Source organism: Candidatus Bathyarchaeota archaeon (assembly GCA_023131225.1).
GTDB lineage: Archaea > Thermoproteota > Bathyarchaeia > Bathyarchaeales > SOJC01 > JAGLZW01.
The window spans coordinates 37,681-57,697 of record JAGLZW010000026.1; the positions used below are offsets into that span (position 1 = coordinate 37,681).

The 20,017-nt window shown below is 42.0% G+C and carries 20 protein-coding genes; 13 read left to right on the plus strand and 7 right to left on the minus strand.

Features of this window, described 5'->3' with window-relative positions; translation table 11 throughout:
- Positions 1-30: 30 nt before the first annotated feature.
- From KAU88_06895 to wtpA, 3 genes are read right to left on the minus strand one after another with little or no spacing between them, the layout of a single operon-like run.
- Entirely contained in the window at positions 31-1,080 is a 1,050-nt protein-coding gene (locus KAU88_06895) for an ABC transporter ATP-binding protein (GenBank protein ID MCK4478237.1), read from the minus strand.
- Positions 1,077-1,883, minus strand: coding sequence for an ABC transporter permease (locus KAU88_06900; GenBank protein MCK4478238.1), 807 nt, complete (start codon positions 1,881-1,883; stop codon positions 1,077-1,079). The genes KAU88_06895 and KAU88_06900 overlap by 4 nt, the downstream gene beginning before the upstream one ends.
- Positions 1,884-1,887: 4 nt before the next feature.
- On the minus strand, positions 1,888-2,946 hold the full coding sequence (wtpA, locus tag KAU88_06905) for a tungstate ABC transporter substrate-binding protein WtpA (GenBank protein ID MCK4478239.1): 1,059 nt from the start codon (positions 2,944-2,946) through the stop codon (positions 1,888-1,890).
- Between the two features lie 302 nt (positions 2,947-3,248).
- Here wtpA and guaA point away from each other — a divergent pair, with 302 nt between their 5' ends.
- From guaA to KAU88_06940, 7 genes are all read left to right on the plus strand, one after another.
- Positions 3,249-4,799 carry a glutamine-hydrolyzing GMP synthase gene (gene guaA / locus KAU88_06910; protein MCK4478240.1) on the plus strand — a complete coding sequence of 517 codons (1,551 nt, stop codon included), beginning with the start codon at positions 3,249-3,251 and terminating at the stop codon, positions 4,797-4,799.
- Positions 4,800-4,932: 133 nt separating this feature from the next.
- Positions 4,933-5,196: an HD domain-containing protein gene (locus KAU88_06915; protein ID MCK4478241.1), complete on the plus strand. Its 264-nt coding sequence runs from the start codon at positions 4,933-4,935 to the stop codon at positions 5,194-5,196.
- Between the two features lie 147 nt (positions 5,197-5,343).
- Positions 5,344-5,811 carry a hypothetical protein gene (locus tag KAU88_06920; protein MCK4478242.1) on the plus strand — a complete coding sequence of 156 codons (468 nt, stop codon included), beginning with the start codon at positions 5,344-5,346 and terminating at the stop codon, positions 5,809-5,811.
- 126 nt (positions 5,812-5,937) lie between these two features.
- Entirely contained in the window at positions 5,938-7,062 is a 1,125-nt protein-coding gene (locus tag KAU88_06925; GenBank protein ID MCK4478243.1) for an NDP-sugar synthase, read from the plus strand.
- Positions 7,063-7,079: 17 nt separating this feature from the next.
- Positions 7,080-8,447, plus strand: coding sequence for a phosphoglucosamine mutase (gene glmM / locus KAU88_06930; GenBank protein MCK4478244.1), 1,368 nt, complete (start codon positions 7,080-7,082; stop codon positions 8,445-8,447).
- A 62-nt stretch (positions 8,448-8,509) separates the two neighbouring features.
- Positions 8,510-9,880: a nucleotide sugar dehydrogenase gene (locus KAU88_06935; protein ID MCK4478245.1), complete on the plus strand. Its 1,371-nt coding sequence runs from the start codon at positions 8,510-8,512 to the stop codon at positions 9,878-9,880.
- Positions 9,877-10,839: a Gfo/Idh/MocA family oxidoreductase gene (locus KAU88_06940; protein MCK4478246.1), complete on the plus strand. Its 963-nt coding sequence runs from the start codon at positions 9,877-9,879 to the stop codon at positions 10,837-10,839. Before KAU88_06935 ends, KAU88_06940 begins: the two co-directional genes overlap by 4 nt.
- Here KAU88_06940 and KAU88_06945 read toward each other — a convergent pair whose 3' ends face one another.
- Positions 10,840-11,130, minus strand: coding sequence for a Trm112 family protein (locus tag KAU88_06945; protein ID MCK4478247.1), 291 nt, complete (start codon positions 11,128-11,130; stop codon positions 10,840-10,842).
- 182 nt (positions 11,131-11,312) lie between these two features.
- On the opposite strand from KAU88_06945, the gene KAU88_06950 reads away from it, so the two are divergent.
- Positions 11,313-13,217, plus strand: a complete 1,905-nt coding sequence (locus tag KAU88_06950) for a hypothetical protein (protein ID MCK4478248.1) — start codon at positions 11,313-11,315, stop codon at positions 13,215-13,217.
- Here the strand turns inward: KAU88_06950 and KAU88_06955 are convergent.
- A complete protein-coding gene (locus KAU88_06955) occupies positions 13,194-14,006 on the minus strand; it encodes a lipoate--protein ligase family protein (protein MCK4478249.1) in 813 nt (270 codons plus the stop codon). The genes KAU88_06950 and KAU88_06955 overlap by 24 nt on opposite strands.
- Positions 14,007-14,052: 46 nt before the next feature.
- Here KAU88_06955 and KAU88_06960 point away from each other — a divergent pair, with 46 nt between their 5' ends.
- Both KAU88_06960 and KAU88_06965 read left to right on the plus strand, forming a co-directional pair.
- Positions 14,053-14,463, plus strand: a complete 411-nt coding sequence (locus tag KAU88_06960) for a Mov34/MPN/PAD-1 family protein (protein MCK4478250.1) — start codon at positions 14,053-14,055, stop codon at positions 14,461-14,463.
- Between the two features lie 111 nt (positions 14,464-14,574).
- Complete coding sequence (locus KAU88_06965) at positions 14,575-15,777, plus strand: YcaQ family DNA glycosylase (GenBank protein ID MCK4478251.1); 1,203 nt, start codon at positions 14,575-14,577, stop codon at positions 15,775-15,777.
- 566 nt (positions 15,778-16,343) lie between these two features.
- Here KAU88_06965 and KAU88_06970 read toward each other — a convergent pair.
- Together KAU88_06970 and KAU88_06975 are read right to left on the minus strand one after the other, a co-directional pair.
- Entirely contained in the window at positions 16,344-16,916 is a 573-nt protein-coding gene (locus tag KAU88_06970) for a TATA-box-binding protein (protein ID MCK4478252.1), read from the minus strand.
- Between the two features lie 514 nt (positions 16,917-17,430).
- The gene (locus KAU88_06975; GenBank protein ID MCK4478253.1) at positions 17,431-17,742 is read right to left on the minus strand and encodes a hypothetical protein; all 312 of its coding nucleotides are present in this window, start codon (positions 17,740-17,742) and stop codon (positions 17,431-17,433) included.
- 675 nt (positions 17,743-18,417) lie between these two features.
- Here KAU88_06975 and KAU88_06980 point away from each other — a divergent pair.
- From KAU88_06980 to KAU88_06990, 3 genes are all read left to right on the plus strand, one after another.
- Positions 18,418-18,771 carry a hypothetical protein gene (locus KAU88_06980; protein ID MCK4478254.1) on the plus strand — a complete coding sequence of 118 codons (354 nt, stop codon included), beginning with the start codon at positions 18,418-18,420 and terminating at the stop codon, positions 18,769-18,771.
- An 81-nt stretch (positions 18,772-18,852) separates the two neighbouring features.
- Entirely contained in the window at positions 18,853-19,293 is a 441-nt protein-coding gene (locus KAU88_06985) for a 30S ribosomal protein S12 (GenBank protein ID MCK4478255.1), read from the plus strand.
- A gap of 16 nt (positions 19,294-19,309) precedes the next feature.
- Entirely contained in the window at positions 19,310-19,888 is a 579-nt protein-coding gene (locus tag KAU88_06990; GenBank protein ID MCK4478256.1) for a 30S ribosomal protein S7, read from the plus strand.
- Positions 19,889-20,017 lie beyond the last annotated feature (129 nt).

A 20,017-nucleotide genomic window follows, 5' to 3' on the forward strand; every position in this document is an offset into this window, starting at 1 on the left:
TTTTGTTTGCACACACACGCCCAAATAGATTCATCGTTTAATCAGATGCACACCTGTAGCCTTGAATGAAGCATAAACTTTTTCCCCCACATCCAATTCAAGCTCTTCTATTGCTTGCTTCGTCACTAAAGCCGAAAGACCATTATCCATATATATTCTAAATATCGCCCCAAACTGAATCATGCCAGTAATCTTCCCAATAACACTATTTCGTGCGCTACTCTCTAACTTATCTCTAGATAAGACTACATTTTCGGGTCTAATGAAAACGTTCACTTCCCCGGCCCTAATATTAGAAATCGCATGTATGTGATTGCTCCCAACTTGCACTAGAGCCACACCTTCTTCACTCGACACTATCTCCCCTCTGACAATGTTTTCCACCCCAACAAAAACCGCCATCTCCTCACTTACAGGCTCGTTGAAAATCTTGTAAGGCGTGTCAACCTGGACTATTTCACCATTTATTATTACGCCTATCCTGTCGGCCAACGCCAAAGCTTCATCTTGATTATGAGTGACGTGAATCGTCGTCGTACCTTGTACTTTATGGATTCTCCTTAATTCTTCCCTCAGTGATTCCTGGGTTCTTAAATCCAAAGCGCTTAATGGCTCATCAAGGAGAAGAATATCAGGGTTTATCACGAGAGCGCGGGCTAAGGCCACCCGTTGTTGTTCCCCACCAGAAAGAGTGGAAGGGAACCTACCCTTGAGGTAAGAAATGTGCACGGAATCCATTACGCTTTGAACTTTAGATTCAATCTCTCTCTTAGGAAACTTCCGCATTTTCAGACCGAAAGCAATGTTTTCTTCTACCCGCATATGGGGAAATAAGGAATAGTCTTGATAGACAAAGCCGATGTTGCGCTTCTCTGGTGAGATGCTTGCAGTGTTCCTTCCATTCAGAAAGATGTTCCCTTCACGTGGAATGTAGAATCCAGCAATAGTCTCGAGGATTAAGGTTTTACCAGCAGCTGTAGGCCCGAGGATAACGAAGTATTCTCCCTTGTTCACATTAAAAGTCACGTTTTTGAGGGAGAAATCGCCCCACTCGTGACTGACTTTTTCAAAGGTGATCACTTTTGTCTCTCCCAGTACTTCGTGGATGTGCGCAAGATAATGAAAATCGCAAAGCAAACAAGTATTAGGAGGACGGCTGTGGGCTGAGACTTATTTAGGCCACCAGTGGTAAATTCGTAATATATTAAAATTGGAGCAACCATGGGATAAAATGCGATCATTATTACTGCGCCAAACTCACTTATACCTCTAGCCCATGCCATCACGGCTCCAGAAAAGAGGTGGCGGATAGCCAAGGGCAACGTTATCCAGTAGAAGGTTTTCTGTTGGCTGGCACCTAAGGTTCTGGCCACGCGTTCAAGATGTGGATTGATGCTCTGAAAACCTTCTTTCGCAGCATTTACATAGAATGGAGTGTTCACGAAAAGCATCGCGACTACAATACCCCACAGAGAATCTTCGAAGATGATACCAAGATTCGAAAAGGCGCCTCCTATGGCGCTTCTACGCATAAACAGGGCATATAGAGCTATCCCTGCAACGCTGTGCGGTATTATCACTGGCACATCTATGATGGATTCCACCACGCTCTTTCCAAAAAAATCATGCCTTGCAAGAACATATGCCAGAGGTGTTCCAAGAGCTACTGCGACCAAGGTTGCGAGAAAGGAAGCGTATAAAGTCAATAGAATCGATTTTATCACTGCAGGGTCACTAGCTGCTTCAAGAAGACCTTCTGGCTCGAGTACGATTTGCTGGAAAATCATGTTGAAGAGTGTGAGGATTATGAAGAGTATGATAAGAGAGCCTATAAGCAAAAAAATCAGAGAAAGAGGTTGACGTTTGAAGACTTTGATGGACATAATTTCATTGCCCCACTATGTATGGTCTAAGGCTTTCAGGAACTTTGTCTATGTCACTTGTTACCGCTGGCACAACAGGTGGTTGCGCGTTATTGTGTAGGACACTTTGACCGAATTCATTGAGGATATATTTGACGAATTCTGCGGCAAGCGTTGGATGGGGGGAACTATTAGGTATTGTTAACCCATAAACAATTGGCTTTCCAGTACTAATTTTTGTGGTTTTCCGAACCCTCACGGTCTTGTAGATGCCATTATGATAATCAGAGCTCAAGTCAATGGATTCAGGCAATACCAGAAATTTGAGTCCATGCTGCCTCGCGACACTCGAGTACTCAAAAGCGTAGTCCAATCCACCCTCCTGCACAAAAGAAATCAGGTCAATGGACTTCTCTCTAATCATCAACTTCGCGGTGTTGGGATTCAAATCTGACATATTAGTGTCTATAGTATATATCCCGTCGGCTTCAGATACTGTAATATCCGAGTTAGCCTCGATTAGATCCTCAAAAATCAGATCATCGTCATATTCGAGTTCTGCAAGCTGTATGACCATGAGCGATCTATACCCACACGGGTCCATATTGGGGTTGGAAAAACCCCATTTCACATCGTTTTTTCGAAGAATGTTGTACCAGTTAGTTGAGTTTATCTCGTCAGCATATCTACTTTGGTCAGTATAGACTATAGTCATCCTATTAACAGCAAATATTATGTACCAACCTGTGTGGTTTGAGTCCGAAGTCATCATCATATTTGGTATCATAGTGTAATCTGCAGATGCAAGCACATCACACTCTTCACCTAGTTCTGTGATCTTTTGCACACAGATGATACTACCACTAGGTTCTAATTGCACTTCAACGTTCGTATGGTTTGCCTCGAATTCAACTTTAATATCTTCAAGAGGAAGCGCCAAACTACCTGCACAGAAAACTTTCAATCCAATCTTCTGTGATCTGTCATAGTAGTAGAGAAGCCCTCCTACTGTCGTAATGGCAAGAATGGAAATGAGTACACTTGTTTGTATTCTAGTTAGTCCACTTCTAGAAAGTTCAATCATTTTCAAATCACCATTATGTTCATTCGTGCATATCGGTATGATAACCTTAAATACGTATCGCTAGATCGCCAAACATTGAGCGCACGGCGGCAACATCGAAGTTTGTTCTGGTCAAAACGAAATATCTTCAAATCTTCAATAAGCTAGCTGCCACAGCATGCAACATCCGCGACAAGGGCATATCCAAAATCACTGCCCATAGAAACGGTAGAAGTTACAACAATAAGAGATTAAAGAAGACCTTTTCGCTTAAACCGCAACAGTAAAGTAACAAAGGCGTTCTCACTACTCACAAGATAGGAATCGACATGAAAATAGACACAGTTCTAGTCTTAGATTTTGGCGGACAATACTGCCACCTAATAGCAAGGCGAATAAGAGAAAACAATGTCTACTCAGAAATAGTTTCCCACGATATCTCACCAACTGAAATAGAAAGTTGGCAAAAGAAGGTTAACGTTAAAGGTCTTATTTTATCGGGAGGCCCACAAAGCGTTTTTGAACCGAACACCCCAAAAATCAACCATGACATCCTCAATTTGAGCCTCCCTGTCTTGGGGTTATGTTATGGGCATCAATTAATAGTCCACATCATGGGAGGACTGGTCAAGTCCGCAGAGAAAAGAGAATTCGGCATCGCCTGTGCGACAATAGATAATCCCGTTGGTGTATTAAAAGGGTTAAATAGCAAAGAGAAAGTATGGATGAGCCACAGTGACATCGTCTATAGTCTAACAAATGAATATGAAGCCTTAGCTCACACCGAAAACTGTCCGGTCGCTGCTTTCCGCCACAAAAAAGGCATTGTTTACGGGTTGCAGTGGCACCCAGAGGTAGTTCACACAGAAAATGGAGACAAAATGCTGAAAAACTTTCTTTTTGAAGTGTGTCAATGCGAGTCAAACTGGACCATAGAAGATTTCGTGGAGAAAGCAGTAGACGATACAAAAAAATTGTTAGGTACTGATAGAGCAATAGTGGCGTTCAGTGGTGGCATAGATTCTAGCACAGTGACAGCCCTAGCCGCAAAGGCAATCGGAAAAAACCTAACAGCTGTATTTGTAGATCACGGTTTCATGCGGAAAAGCGAGCCAGAATTTGTCGAGAACACATTCCGAAAATTTAACATTAACTTCATAGCTGTTGATGCTAGACAAAGATTTTTACAGAAACTCCGAGGTGTAATCGACCCGGAGCAGAAACGAAAGGTTATCGGTGAAGAGTTTGTTCGCGTTTTCGAAGAAGAGGCAAGAAAAGTTGGTGCAGAATATCTTTTACAAGGGACAATTTACCCAGACAGAATTGAATCAGGATTTGGGAAGTTTTCGGACAAGATAAAGACGCATCACAATGTTGCTGGGTTGCCCGCGAAAATGGAGTTCAAAGCTATTGTTGAGCCATTAAGAGACTTGTATAAAGATGAGGTTCGGGAAGTTGCCGAAAGGTTAGGGTTACCCAATAGAATTGTTAAGAGGCAGCCTTTTCCAGGACCCGGTCTAGCTGTGAGAATAATAGGCGAGGTTACAGAGGAGAAGTTGGATATTGTGAGAAAGGCAGACAGGATTGTTACTGATGAGATTGAAAGTGCTGGTTTTAAGGATGAATTGTGGCAGTATTTTGCGGTGTTGACAGATACCAAAAGCACGGGGGTTAAAGGAGATTCTAGAGCGTATGGCTACATGGTTGCAGTGCGGATTGTTGAAAGCAGAGAAGCTATGACTGCTAGTTTTGCAGAGATTCCCTACGAAGTTCTTGAAAAGATTTCTTCGAGAATAACTAATGAGATACCTGATGTGACCCGAGTGGTCTACGATATTACTCACAAGCCACCTGCAACGATAGAATGGGAATAAAAAACTTAATCTGCCAGTTCACTTTACAACAGAAGTGGATGAAGAAAATGAGACTTGACGATTATCTATCAAAGTTTGCCGATTTAAAGCATTATACAAAATCGTGAAGCACGATTTCTCAATTAGAGAACTTATGCATCATAACTGGAACCATATACTGCGTGACCTCGCCAATGGCGTAATCCTCGGTGAGAAAGAAGGAGCCAACGTGAAGATTGTTCTAGTAAGCGTCTTATTACATGACATCGGTAGACTTTACCCTGCGAAAGGAAAGGATCACCATACCTTAGGCATAGAATTTGCTCCAAGGCACCTCGCAAACTCCGGTTTCACGAAAGAATTTCTACACAGAGACGGGACGAAGACCAGGCGAGAAAAGTTTTACGAAGGCGGCTAAGTTCTGTAGAGAACTGAAAGAAGAGGAACAAAACATCAAAGAGATTGTTCCAGAATGCAGAGAAGATTAATAGTGAATTCATTCAAAGCAAGCTAAGATATTGTCTGAATGGTGAACCGAAACACCATTAAAACGAAGCTGAGTGAAATGTTCGCAGAAATAGAAACTAAAATAAGAAAAGCCAAGAAAGCTTTCAAACAGCTTAATTATTCACCAAAGCAGATCTCAGCAAAAGAATTCCACGATTATATGACAGGAGAGATATTCTCCGAAGACACAACAACCCTTCATGATATTCTGGACAACGAATTTCTTATAATTCACGAAGTAATTGAAATAAGCGAACTCAAAAAAATGGGAAGAAAAATTAACAAACGCACAATCGTGGAATCCCCGAAAACCATGATTTACACCGCTCACTTTACGGCAATGGAACAAGAGCTCAACTTTGCCTTCCTTAAAAAGGACTTCTTTTGGATCAAAATTAGACTGCGGCAGCATAAAGAAAGCGTTTTAGAGGATGATCCAAACCTTCCAGAAAAACTAGGACCAAAAGGAGAAGAAGTTCTTGAGAAATTCAGCAAACTCATAGCTGAATCAGCACGACCAAGTTAGTTGCGAGCGTGAAAGAACAAGATTGAAGATGGCAGCTTTGGATATGTTGACGAATCCGGTGTTTCGACAAAGTTTTTAGTCAAGTATCACAGAATCTAAATCCCTATTCGGAGAACGAAGAAAACTTTGAAAGCTTTAATCTTGGCAGGAGGATTCGGAACAAGACTACGCCCCTTAAGTTGCACAAGACCAAAACTCCTCTTTCCAATAGCCAACAAGCCACTTCTCGACTTGACGCTTAAAAAACTAGCAGAAAACGGCGTAAAGGAAGCAATACTAGCCGTCAACTTCATGGCCGACGTCCTTGAACACGTCTGCGGTAAGTCAAAACATGGAATAAGACTTCATTACTCAAGAGACATGCCACCAAAACCTAAAACCGCATGCTCTTCGCAAAGGGCGTTAGGAACAGGGGGTCCCATAAAACAGGCTGAAAAGCTGCTAGGAAGAAAAAAGCCTTTCTTAGTGCTAAACGGCGACATCTTGACCGACGCTAATTACTCAGAAATTATGGAACAACACAAAAGCAACGACTGCATAGCAACCATAGCACTCCGCAGAGTCAAGAACCCAAGCCGCTATGGGGTAGTGAAACTAACAAAGGAAAATCGCATCACAAGGTTTGTAGAAAAACCATCTAAAAAAGCGCCGAGCAACTTAGCAAACGCCGGCATCTACATTCTCGAACCAGACATCTTCAACTACATCCTGCCAGGTAAACGATGTTCCATAGAACGGGAAATATTCCCAAAGCTTGCAGAAGAAGGAGAACTTTTCGGTCACGAGATTAAAGGCTTGTGGGTTGATGTTGGGAAGCCAACAGATTACATTAAAGCAAACAAGCTTTGGCTTGAGGCAAGAATGGAAACAAGCAACAATTATTTGGAAGCGAGAATTGGAAAGAAAGTGGAAATCAAGGAAGCAGTGGCTATTGAAGAAAATGTGGCTGTGGGAGAAAAATCGATTATAGGCCCAAACGTGTCTCTTGGAAAAAAGGTTTTTGTAGGGAGAGATGTTCACATGAAAGACTCCATCATTTTCCCCAATACCATAATTTCAGATTTTACGACCATCAAAGGAGCAATAATAGGCGAGTCTGTCACTATCGGAAAAAAGGTGATAATCGAAAGAGGATGCTTAATAGGCGACAACACAGTAATTCGAGACAACATCACTCTCACCCACGATGTCAAAATATGCCCCTCGAAAGAAATCTCAGAAAGCATACTCACACCCAGATGCATTATGTAACTTGAGACGAATAGAAAATGGAAAAGTCAAGACGATTGTTTGGAACAAACGGGATCCGCGCAGTAGTTAACGAGGAATTAACGCCAGAGTTTGCAATAAGAATTGCAGAAGCCATTGGCACATTCTTCAAACGAGGCAGAATTCTCCTAGGATATGACAACAGAGTCAGCAATATTATGCTAGCAAACGCGGTCACAAGTGGGCTGGTTTCAACAGGCTGCAACGTCTATGACGTTGGAATGGCACCTACGCCCAGCATCCAATATGCAGTTAAGAATCGCCAAATGGACGGCGGCGTCATGATTACAGCCTCTCACAACCCACCCAAATATAATGGAATAAAAGTGATGGCAAAAGACGGCGTAGAAATTTCAAGGCAACAAGAGGTTAAAATCGAAAACATATTCTTTGAAAACCAAGTCGACCGCGTTGACTGGTGTAGAGTTGGACACGTATACGTCTTGCTCAGAGTCTTGGACGAATACAAAGAGGCTGTGAAAAAGCATGTTGATGTTGTTGCAATTAGGAAAAAACATTACCACGTTGTGGTGGACGCTGCCAACGGCGTAGGCGGCTTAGTAACACCATACTTGCTTAGAGAGCTAAGCTGCCGAGTCACCACTATAAACGCAGACATTGATGGAACATTCCCAAGTAGAATGTCAGAACCTAGACCAGAAAATCTACAGGACTTGGCAACAACGGTGAAGACCGTTGGGGCAGATTTCGGCGTTGCTTTCGATGGTGATGCAGACCGCTCCATCTTCGTAGACGAAAAAGGAGAAATACAATGGGGAGATCGCACCTTCGCCCTGATAGAAAAACATTTTCTACAAGCAAACAGCGGAGAAACAATTGTCACGCCTGTAAGCTCTTCACAAGTAGTCAAAGACATCGCAGAAAAATATGGCGGCAAGCTAGTCTGGACAAAGGTTGGAAGCACCATCGTCTCATACACCATGAAGAGATTGAAGGCAAAATTGGGAGGAGAAGAAAACGGAGGCGTATTTTACGGCCCCCATCAGCCAGTACGAGACGGTGCAATGACAACAGCTTTAATCTTGGACATAATGGCGAAAACTGAGAGAAAGTTATCTCAATTGCTGGGCGAATTGCCTCATTATTATCTTGAGAAAGGCAAAATAAAATGCCCAAACGAAAAGAAAACTTTGGTCCTTAAAAAATTGGTTGCAGATGTCAAACACTTAAATCCTGAAACCATCGATGGCGTAAAATTATGGTTACCAAATAAAAGCTCCATCCTCATAAGACCAAGCGGAACCGAACCCATATACCGATTCTACGCCGAAGCAGAGACAAAAGAAAGAGCGTACACATTGGTTAAAGAATATAAGCGAAAACTGCAACAAATCATAATCCCTTAAACTCAAGACAAACTTTCAAACCACAAGATGCCCGGTCGGATAAACACCACAGAAGTGAAAAAATGTCCAGCATAATGAACATTAACAAAGAAGATATTGACAGTTTCGAAAAATGCGGAAACTACACAGTCAGCGTCATCGAATGCGGCAAAATAGGCGTGCCTTATGCTTGTCTTTTTACAGACTCAGGGTTCAGAGTAATAGGCGTAAACACAAATCCGCACGCCCTTGAATTGCTAAAGAAGGGGCAAACTCTGTTTCTAAAGGAAGCCTATCACACATTAGAAAGATACATGAAAGAAGGAGTTTTCACTGCATCTTCTAATGCTAGAAAGACCGCATCGGAAAGTGACATCATTGTTATCGCCGTTCAAACGGCAGTTGACCCAAAGAAAAAGCCAGACTATTCGCTATTAGAAAAAATGTGCAGAGAGGTAGGAATGGGGCTGCAGAAAGATTCTTTGGTTCTGTTTGTCTGCTCCACAGGACCTGGAATAGTTGAAGGTTCTATGCGAGAGGTCTTAGAAAAAACATCTGGATTAAAGGCTGGCGTAGATTTTGGTTTGGCTTGTAGCCCCATTCAAGCGAATTCGCTGGAACCATTGAGCAGAGTTTCTAACTTCTCGAGAGTCGTAGGCGCTATTGATGAATCAAGCCTTAGAATAGCAAATCTTGTCTTAGGTAGAATAACCAAGTCGAATATTATGGAAGTCAGCAGCATGAAAACCGCCGAGGCAGTAAATCTTTTCCAAAACGCAAGTAACGAGGCCAGTCAAGCTTTAGCGAATGAGCTTGCATTCTTGTGCGAAAGGCTTGGAATTGACTTTCTTGAAATCTTGAAAGTTGCCAACAAAAGTGACACATTCCATCTGCCCTTTCCTGGCATCTTGAATAGTTCGGCTCGGAGTGATTTTTTCCTGCTTTATGAAGAAGCCGAAAACATTAACTTGAACCTCCGTCTGACGCATTTAGCTAGAAAGATAAATGAAGAAATTGTTGATTACACGTTCCGCCTGGCAAAAGACGCTTTGAAAGTTTGTGGCAAAACGGTTAGAAGAGCAAAAATTTCGGTTCTAGGGATTTCCCAACACCCAAATATCAAAGAACCACCTAGAATACTGACAAGGAACATCATTAATCTCCTCAAAAAGAAGGTGAGGATAGTGCAGATTTATGACCCGTTCTTTTCAAAAAAAGAGTTGACAGAGCTTGGCTTTGAAGCCGAAAAATTATTCAAAGTTGTTGAAAAAACGGATTGCATAATCATTCTAGTAGGCCATTCCAAGTTTGAGCGGTTGAACCTTAAAAAAATCAAGCTCTTGGCCAAAAAATCGCCAGCAATAGTGGACATCAGTCATGTAATAGATCCATTAAAAGCAGAGAAATGTGGATTTGTGTATCGTGGTTTAGGAAGGGGAGTTTGGACAAAATGAACAAGCAACTTGGCGTTGCAGTTATCGGCGTAGGTTTCTGGGGTAAAAATCACGCTAGAGTGTTTAGTGAACTCTCAGAGACTGAACTCGTTGCAGTTTGTGATGTTAATGTAGAAAGAGCAAAAGTCATTGCTGAACAATACGGCGCCGAAGTGTATGGCGACAGTCGGAAATTGCTTAAACGAGAAGATGTTGAAGCAGTTAGCATTTGCACATGGACAATGGCCCACGCAGCCGAAGCTATGAGAACGTTGAAAGCGGAAAAGCATGTACTGGTTGAGAAGCCTTTAGCTAGCACAATCAGAGAAGCAAGAAGAATTGTAGACTTCGCAAAACAAAAGGACAGACACTTGATGGTGGGTTTCATAGAAAGATTCAACCCGGGTATCCAACGAGCCAAAGATGCTTTGAAAAAAGGAGAGATCGGCGAACTTGTCTCAGCTACTGCCAAACGGGTTTCGCGGTGGCCTGAAAGAATAGGCGATGTAGGAGTTGTGAAAGACTATGCAATTCACGAAATAGATGTCATGCGGAAAATCTTTGAAGAAGACCCGACAACGGTTTATGCAAGAGTTGGAAATTTGAAGCATATAAAGTTTGAAGACTACGCCCAGATAATGCTCACGTTTAAGCGTGGAAAAACGGCTTTTATTGAAGCAAACTGGTTGACACCTGATAAAATTAGAAATTTGACGCTCACAGGCAGCGACGCGATAATGTCACTCAATTATCTCACGCAAGAAATAACCGTGGAAACTCTAGAAGAGACATTGAAGCCACGATATGAATGGAAAGAACCGTTAAAACTGGAGTTGCAGCATTTTGCAAGAAGCATACTTGAAGATAAAGAGCCAGAGGTCACAGGTGTCGACGGGTTAAAGGCCTTAGTAATCGCTGAAGCTGCTATAAAATCCTCCAAAAAAGGCATCGCAATAAAACTGAAGCTTGACAAAATGTGACTAGTGTTTCTTTCTGATTTTTGCTTCTAAATTGAATGGTTTGCCTTCTGTAAGAATTTTTTTGGAAATTTTGTTTTTCCACTTTTTCAAGAAGGGCAGTTCGTCTTTTTCATCGCGAAGTTCGTCTGGCAACATTTCGGGAATCTCATCGCGGATTGGGTACCAGCGCAGACATTTTGGACAGACGATTAATCCTTCAACGATTTCTTCTTTCTCCTCAAAAACGTGAAGCTCGAGTGGATGGTATTTGTCGATGGGGCAAGCCAGAATATCCATCAACTTTTTCTTCATGCAAAATATCTCCTTTCTTCAATTGTTCTTTTCGTTGATTTGCTTAAAAGACTTACGCAGAAACGATCAGACTTTCTCTAAGTAACTATTGGAGAAGTTAGAAGCACTTTGTTTTTCTGCAGCGCAGCATTCTTCATACGAGTTTTTTATTAAGAACATCTTAGACAACTATTAGGAACAAGATGCTATTCCTGTGGAATGTAAAGTTCACAGATACAAACCGAGAGATTAAACTTGAGTTTTATGATTCGTCTAGCGGAGAAATTAGAGAGTTCAGCACTAGCAAGTATAAACCTTACTTCTTAGCAACTTGTCCTTTGTCAAAAGAAGAGGAAAAAGCAGTAGCGAGTATTCAAGGCGAAGTGGAGCTTGTTAAGAAACTAAACTTGTTCACTGACGAAATAGTACAACTCGCAAAAGTAAAGGCTTGGACTCCAACATTCCTTAAGAAGATAACTAGGCAGTTTAGGAATGTCTGGGAAAGTGAAATCGAGTACAGTCGAAGCTACATTTACGACAATGGTCTAGTGTTTGGCGCCCCGTACATCCAACAAGGGGACAACTTTGTAGTGGCTAAAACTGTTCAGCAGGACTTGAAACAAAAATTTGATAAAGCTTTTGCACAAGAAAGACAGACAACCCCGCCAAAATACGCACAAATTGAGAAATGGTTCAACCTCTGTCATCAACCAGTTCCAAAAATCAACATGGATCTGTTGGATAGTGAGAAAAGGCAGGAAGATGCTACAGAACAAATCTACCTCGCTTTCTTGCTTGCAAGAATAGCCAATATTCCCATTCCAGAAGCTTACGCCAGCCGAAGAGTAAGCGACTGGATAAAATCTATGATTTACACGCATCTTCGCAACAACAATGTTCTTATCCCCACATCCAAAGAACTGCGAAGAGGCTATGAAACACACCAAGTTCCTGGCGCCCTCACAATTGAACCAGAAGCAGGGATATACTTCGACACGGTTGTCTGCGATTTTGAGAGCCTATACCCCAGCTGTATAGACAGCTACAACCTCTCATACGAGACAGTTAATTGTCCCCACGAAGAATGCAAAGTCAACAAAATTTCTGAAATAGAACATCATGTTTGTACGAAACGGAAAGGCTTCTATTCTCTACTGATAGGAGCATTGAAGGATCTCCGAATCCGTTGGTTCAAACCCCTGTCCAATGATACTTCCATCTCAGAGCAGGAGAGACAGTTAGCAAAGGCTGCATCGAAGCTGCTTAAACTGATAAGTGTTTCCAGCTATGGCGTGACCGTTCGCATCCATGGAGTTGCATGCCCCCCACTTGCAGAATCCATAACAGGCTATGGGCGATGGGCACTGCAGACTACATGGAAAATTGCAAGAGAAACCGGAATGCATCCAACCTACGGCGACACCGACTCCATTTTCTTAGACAAGCCGTCACCGTGGCAGGTGCAAAGCCTAATTGACACCGTTAAGAAAAAGTTGAATCTTGACTTAGCCATAGAAAAACGCTACGCTCTCTGCGTATTATCAAAAGCAAAAAAATCATATTTCGGCATAACAAAAAACGGAATCCCCGACTTGAAAGGCCTGACAGCGATAAAATCTAACGCGCCAAAATTCATTCAACAAGTTTTTCGCGACTGTGTAAAAGTGCTTAGCGAAGTGAAGAGCATGGAACAGTATTCTTTGGCGAAAAGGGAAATTGTTGCCCTAGTCCACAGCGCAATAAAGAAGCTGCGGGAACGTGACGTGGAACTTAAAGACCTTGTCTATTCGGTGCAACTGTATTATGATCCTGCTAAAAGAACCAGCGCAACAAAGATTATGCCTCAGCCTTATCAATGTGCCTCACAGCTCATTAACGCTGGGAAAAAGATAAGCCGCCGAGATACAGTTCATTTCATAAAGGTTAAGCCCTTCAACTACAAGGGTAAAACGTTCACAGTGAAACCCGTTAGTCACGTAAGGAGTTTGGCAGAGATTAATATAGAAGATTATATTCGCAACTTAACGACGGCCCTTGAACAAACCTTTAAGCCAATGGACATAAAGTTGGAACAAGATATGAAGCTAACTGACTGGTTTGGAGCTTAATAGGTTAGTCTTACCTTCGAAATTCCACTCATAAGTTGCAAACTTTCCTTCTTCTAGTCTCCGCGCAAGATTTAACTCATAATCTGTCAGGATGCCTCCTACAAGCTTTATGCCGAGAGCTTTTTCAAATCCTCTGGTCAACGCTTCACAAGCTCGGTCGACGGCTACACAGCTGCCTAACTCATCTGCAACCGACGTAATTTTTCTCGTAGCAATATTTATCAAGTCTACACGGGTGTCTGCCCAAGGAACTTTGAGAAATGTGAACATTTTCGGCAAGTCAACGTTCATCAAGAGAGTACCGTGTTGAAGAATTACACCTCTTTTATGTGCCTGAGCGCTTCCAGAAATCTTCCGCTCTTTAACGGTTATGTTAGGACATTGTTTGACATTACCCTTGTCGTATTCAACGTCTACGCCTAGAATTTGAGCTGCTTCAATTAGTCCGCTGCAAATTCGCATGTACGCCTCTGCGACGTCATCCGTTCCTAAATCCTCCTGTTTCACGATAACACTGTAGGTGATTTCGTCTTCAGAGTCATGGTAAACCGCGCCGCCTCCGGAAATACGCTTAACCACATCCACGCCGTGGATTCTGCAGTTTTCCAAGTCAACTGCGTCGTAAACGTTCTGAAAACGCCCAATAGACACGGCAGAAGGGTACCAACGAAAAAAACGTAAAGTATTAGGTACTTTTTCTTCGATTCTCGCCCGCAGTATGGCCTCGTCAACCGCCATGTTAACGAAGGCATTGTCTGTTTTGGGTTTTAGCAGACGCCAAGGAGACATTTTTGCTCAGCCTTTTTGAATGTTCAAGCGATGGATATAAATGTGGATGAGATATTTTGGTTTGCTGGTCGTAATGATAGCAGAGGTTGTGATTGGTCGGAAATTGCTAGATGCTATTTTAGAAAGTGCAAGAGTCGCATATCCTCGGGAAACGATTCTTCTTTTACGTGGTAAGGCTAAAAGAGGCAGAATCGAAATAACAGACCTTGTGATTCCCCCGTTGGCTACTCATGGCAGAGGGTTTTCAAGCTTTCCTGCATATATGCTTCCGATGGACTTTTCGCTTATGGGAAGTGTTCACTCGCACCCATCAGGCGTGGCAAAGCCTTCGGTAGGAGACTTGAACCATTCTTGGGGTAGAATAATAATGATAGTGGCATATCCATTTGCTGGAAAAGAAAATGTAGTGGTTTATAGTCGTTCAGGTGAAAAAATAGCATTGCAACTGACAGAATAACTCTGGGATTTCTTGATGGTCTTTTGCAGACATTTTTATTCGTATGTATATAATATTGGCATGACAACGAATTCAACTCCGAAGAGTTAACAAAGACATAAAGGGAACAAGATGAGGTTGACGACGGTTTCAAAGGAGACTGCGAGAAGATTTCTCATCACTAGGCAGAGATTTCAGCACAGCGAAGGAAAAAATGGAACGTTGGAGGCAATCAGGCGGCTGGAATGTGTCCAAATTGATCCCGTCCGTGTTGTCCACCGCAACCATCACTTAGTTCTCTATAACAGAGTAGGCAACTATAAACTCTCATATTTAGACACGTTACTCTACAAGGACAAAGCTGTGTTCGAATACTGGTGCAACGAGAAATCAATTATCCCCATGGAGGAGTTCCGATATTTTAACTATCGAATGCAAAATTATATGGAGTTTCACTCGCCTTTCTATGAACGTTTGAAAGCTAGGCGAGAAGAACTTAAAGGTGTAGTTCGTCACGTATTATCAACTATCAAAGCTAATGGCCCATTGTGTGCAAAGGATTTTGAAAAAGTGGGGCGCAAAGCTGCAAAACGTGTTTTAAACTTGCTTTGGGATTGTGGAGAGGTAATGATTCATCATGTGGATGGAAATCGTCGATACTACGATTTGATGGAGCACATCCTGCCTAAGAACTTGATCGTTGAGATACCCACTAGAGAGGAATATGACCGATTCATGATTGAGAAATACATGAGGGCTTACGGTTTCGTTGATACACGTGACTGGAGATTTGGCTGGCATACATTAAAATCTCCACAACGCAAGGCAATAGTAGAAGAAATGGTCAAGGATAGAAAGATCTGTCCAGTAAAAGTAGAAGGTGTTAAGCATGTCTATTACGTTCTAGAAAGATATTTAGAGATGCTCGAGGTCGCAGAAGATTCTTCCATTGAAGAAGAAATTCATTTTATTGCTCCTCTTGATAACTTCATCTGGAACCGGAGAATGATCTCCGAAATTTTCGGTTTCACTTACGTGTGGGAAATCTATAAGATTCCGGAGAAGAGGCAATATGGCTACTACGTCTTGCCTATCCTTTGTGGTTCAAAATTTGTTGGAAGAATTGATCCGAAATTGGACAGGGTGAACAAAACGATGATCGTTAATTCTTTGGTCTTAGAGGAAGGACGCTTTGAAGAAAACTTTGTTGTTGAATTAGTATCTACACTGAGGAAATTTCTCAGTTTTCATGAAGCCCTACATGTCAAGATAGTGAAGACTAAGCCTAAGAAGCTAAAAAGTGCACTGTTAGCCGAATTAAGCAGATATGCTTAGGGATTTTAGCAACAAACAGGTAAACGTTTTAGTGTGAAGACAGCTCCGCATGCATTTTTTTTATCGACAATACTCATCTTGAAGGCAATTGCGGACTCTTGTTCGCGACGGGATCTTCAGCGCAGAGAAAAAAGGGGTTCTGCTGAATTATCAGCCATGAGTTTTGATACCGCTTTTACTTTTTTTCCACACCACATATACCGTCCTCCCTCCTAGGATAGAACCTAGCTTAAGAACCGACCTGCACCTAGGGCAGGTTCTATGTTCTTTCTTCACTTTTCGCTTCTCAAACGTATAATCATGTGCTCATTGAGTCTCGGCTCCAATCCAACTTGTTTTGTGCCACGATATATTCTTACGAAGATTACGGAACACTTTGGGTTTCTGCACTCGTACTCCGCCTTTTTCCGATGTTTCTTCATCGGTTTTCCGCAGCTAGGACAGTTAATTCTCCATCACCTGTGGTTGCACCGTCGGCAACGTAGCTCTTCATACCTTATTATCAATATCTGGGGCACCGTGATCAGTTGCCAAGCTATTGCTTCTAAACCTCCCTACTTTCATATTTAGGGCATTTCTTCATAAAGAACATCCATCTCCTTAAGCCTTCGCTGAAGAATTTCCGCAGCCTCGTAGATTTCCTCTTCCTTTTTTGCGCCTACGCACACGATTTTGCCAGCAGAAAATATGAGGAAAACCACCTTTGGGCTTTCCATTCGGTAGATCGCGCCTGGAAACTGCTCCGGCTCATACATGAGGCTCCCGCCCTCGTGAGTTAGCTCACACATCCTTTCGAGATCAATCGGTCCGCAGAGAATTCCAGAGGCAACGATGTTCTGAATCGTTATCTGAGGTTTTCCGGTGATTATTATGCCTCCATTTTTTAGCTTTCTGGCAGTTTTCAGAATTGCCTTTCTGGCCTCCTTCTCTGATTTTGCGCCAGTACATACCATTCTCCCCGTTTTGAAGATGAGGGTGCAAGTCTTGGGTTTCTTCAATCTAAAAGCGAGCCCAGGGAAAACTTCTGGTCGATACTCAACATGTGGAAAAGCTTTTACTATGGCGGCTAAGTCTATCGGATGATTGAAAGCGGCTGAAGCCACAACATTCTGGATGCTAATCCCCTTCTCAACTTTCATGAGGCTTCCATCCTCATGTCAACACATGCCTCCACATAAAAAAACGCGTGAAACGATAACTGTTTCGGTTTTTCTTAAGAAGCTTTTCATTGATACTTGCTTAGTTCCTCTCAAAGCAAGAAACCTCCTCAACTTCAAATGTTGATAATTCCTCTTGAATTAGCTTCTCTCATGGGTCTTAGCTAAGTGATTATCGCTATTCTAGTAAGTGTCTATTTCCTTTACTCAAAGGCGTGTGTTTTACTTATCATGAACTGCAAATCTAAGTTATGAACTCAGGATACTTTTACCATCCATAACGACGTTTCTACCTAAACAGAGGCGTATAATACCACTTTCTCGTTTCGCATTTTTCGGGCTGTGGGGGAGTCAAATGGGAGGGTTATTCGGTTTATCCGTTGATATAACCAAGGTTTTGATGTTATATCAAATCTAACATGGCTTTTGAGGTTCCTTCTTTCGGACTATAGAATTGACACAAGGCTTCCCAGAATGCACATATTCCCCAAAATTTCTAGACTTCCGCAGATTTCTGGTTTTGTGTTGCCTCCAGTATCTTCCCACTTTTGGTTTGATTGATGATGTTGCAGATTTTTTGAGGGTTATTTGAAGAAAATACGAATGGTTTTCCTTTCCGTCGGATTATCTTCACTGCATCTCCAAACGATGTTGTGTAAGCCCAAGAGCCATCAATGCCATATCTAACGCCTATGCCACCATATCTTCCAAAAGATGCTTTAGTTGGTTTACATGAGACTATATCTTCTAATGGAATTGATTTGCGATTAAGAATGCCGTAGGTAATCAAAAGTTCTCTAGTGCTCAATTCTATTCTTATACCCTTATAATTCCAAAACACGAGTAACAAAAATCCTGGAACAGACATTAGGATAACAATTAAAAAGAGATTTTGAAAAGCATACCCAGTTGTAACAAGTATCAATAGTATACACACAGTAAGTAAGGAAACAAAGCCTACTAGGATTTTTATGAATAAGCTTGCTGGGACCCATTCCCTGTAAATAAAGTGTCTCATATCAACTACAACAATAATATGATAACAAGTTTCAAATTAACCTTTTTGAGCAGATTCACCATTTTTAACATGTAAAAAACCCGATTGCTACAGGGATAATAATCGAGTTGTTGGGTGTGAAAAGGGTTCCAGAAAATATCTTCCGAATAAGCACGAAATTGACTCTCTCCACAAGCAATTAATCAAACTTCACTTAGAAAGGCAAAGAAAACGCAAGAGGGACGTTTTTCAAAGGCTTTGCTAAGGTTTAACCAATTGATATGAAGGTTTCTATCCAAGTTTTCGGAGATAAAATAAATTTAATCCGAAATTCAAGCCTTTACATATGAGACTACTGGACCGTGAGGGCAAGACAGAACCCCTTTACCTCACTCCTCCCCCCTATTTTTTGTGACGAACGCACAAATTCTGAAATCTGCCCCAACAGCACAAGACCGGTTCGGTTTCTATGCCAATAGAGCTTGAGTGTTCCCTCAAAACACTATAATTTACATCAAACAACAATTCTACACAAAAGGAAAACAGTTAGCCACAAAACTCTATAACCCCAGATTGTTAAACACAAGCTTTCACACTCTATGGCATTGGAAAGCTACCATAGAATACCACAGAACAAAAGACATCGTTCACGTAATGAAACTGTTAGGCCACAAGAACATCAATAACACAATGCTTTACACTCAGCTGGTCAGCTTTGAGAGTGACGACTACACGACACGTGTTTCAACTGGAGTGAAGGAAGATAGGGAACTCATTGAGGCTGGATTCGAGTATGTCACAGAAAGAGACGGCGTCAAAATCTACAGGAAACCAAAGTAGACTTCCTATATTAGCAAAAAACTTCCATATGACAGTTTAAATATTAGAAATGTGGTTTATCGTAGCGAGATGATTTGAAGCATGGGTTCAAAGTCGCCAACAGGTGAATTCGCCGCAAGACAGCTAGTTGAGAAAAGGAAGAAGTTCCGTTGGAGCGACCGCTACTACAAACGGCGAATGCTTAGACTAGACGTTAAAGCCGACCCTCTACAAGGTGCACCTATGGCACGGGGAATTGTGCTAGAGAAAGTTGGCATTGAAAGCAAACAACCCAACAGCGCCATCAGGAAATGCGTAAGAACACAACTCATCAAGAATGGCAGATCCATAACAGCCTTTCTACCAGGCGACGGAGCCCTAAACGTAGTGGACGAACATGACGAAGTGATAGTTGAAGGCATCGGAGGCTCCCGAGGAGGAAGCATGGGCGACATCCCAGGTGTAAGATGGAAAGTCATCATGGTCAACGGTGTGTCTCTAAACGAACTTGTATACGGTAGAAAACAGAAACCAATGCGCTAAAAGAAAGTGGCAAAAAATGAGCAAACAAGCACAGGAAATAAAACTTTTCGGAAAATGGAGCTTTCAAGAAATTCAGCTACAAGACCCTAGTCTAAAAAAATACGTCTCTACTACACCAGTCTTTGTCCCTCACAGCATGGGGAGACATGAGCATCACAGGTTTCACAAAGCAGAAGTAAACATTGTTGAAAGATTCATAAATAACTTAATGAGACCAGGAAAACAGGCGGGTAAGAAGGTAAGAGCAATAAACACGTTGAAAAACGCATTTGAAATTATCCATCTGCGAACGGGAAGAAACCCAGTTGAAGTCCTCGTAAAAGCCGTTGAAAATTCTGCTCCCTGCGAAGACACGACCAGAATCAGGTACGGAGGTACAGCTTACCACATGGCTGTTGACCTTGCGCCGCAAAGAAGAGTAGACATTGCTCTTCGTTTATTGTCTGAAGGCGCTCGAAAATCAACTTTTGGTAATCCTCGCACACTAGAAGAATGCATAGCGCAAGAACTTATTCTGGCAGCAAATAATGATATAAAAAGCTACGCAGTATCTAAACACAACGAAATGGAAAGAATCGCCATGGCTTCACGATAAACTATCGCACATGCATTTCTACAATATCCTTATCATCTAAAACAAAAGATAAACCAACCTTCTGAGGGCTAAATGGAAGTCGTTTCGACCACACTTTTGCAAAAGAAAGGCGTCTATAAAAGTCGCTAT

Bases quoted from the DNA above. Each gene is read 5' to 3' on its own strand.
- KAU88_06900 (MCK4478238.1), bottom strand. From the start codon at position 1,883: ATGTCCATCAAAGTCTTCAAACGTCAACCTCTTTCTCTGATTTTTTTG.
- wtpA (MCK4478239.1), bottom strand. From the start codon at position 2,946: ATGATTGAACTTTCTAGAAGTGGACTAACTAGAATACAAACAAGTGTA.
- KAU88_06915 (MCK4478241.1), top strand. From the start codon at position 4,933: ATGCATCATAACTGGAACCATATACTGCGTGACCTCGCCAATGGCGTA.
- KAU88_06920 (MCK4478242.1), top strand. From the start codon at position 5,344: ATGTTCGCAGAAATAGAAACTAAAATAAGAAAAGCCAAGAAAGCTTTC.
- glmM (MCK4478244.1), top strand. From the start codon at position 7,080: ATGGAAAAGTCAAGACGATTGTTTGGAACAAACGGGATCCGCGCAGTA.
- KAU88_06935 (MCK4478245.1), top strand. From the start codon at position 8,510: ATGTCCAGCATAATGAACATTAACAAAGAAGATATTGACAGTTTCGAA.
- KAU88_06940 (MCK4478246.1), top strand. From the start codon at position 9,877: ATGAACAAGCAACTTGGCGTTGCAGTTATCGGCGTAGGTTTCTGGGGT.
- KAU88_06945 (MCK4478247.1), bottom strand. From the start codon at position 11,130: ATGAAGAAAAAGTTGATGGATATTCTGGCTTGCCCCATCGACAAATAC.
- KAU88_06950 (MCK4478248.1), top strand. From the start codon at position 11,313: ATGCTATTCCTGTGGAATGTAAAGTTCACAGATACAAACCGAGAGATT.
- KAU88_06955 (MCK4478249.1), bottom strand. From the start codon at position 14,006: ATGTCTCCTTGGCGTCTGCTAAAACCCAAAACAGACAATGCCTTCGTT.
- KAU88_06960 (MCK4478250.1), top strand. From the start codon at position 14,053: ATGAGATATTTTGGTTTGCTGGTCGTAATGATAGCAGAGGTTGTGATT.
- KAU88_06965 (MCK4478251.1), top strand. From the start codon at position 14,575: ATGAGGTTGACGACGGTTTCAAAGGAGACTGCGAGAAGATTTCTCATC.
- KAU88_06970 (MCK4478252.1), bottom strand. From the start codon at position 16,916: ATGAAAGTTGAGAAGGGGATTAGCATCCAGAATGTTGTGGCTTCAGCC.
- KAU88_06985 (MCK4478255.1), top strand. From the start codon at position 18,853: ATGGGTTCAAAGTCGCCAACAGGTGAATTCGCCGCAAGACAGCTAGTT.
- KAU88_06990 (MCK4478256.1), top strand. From the start codon at position 19,310: ATGAGCAAACAAGCACAGGAAATAAAACTTTTCGGAAAATGGAGCTTT.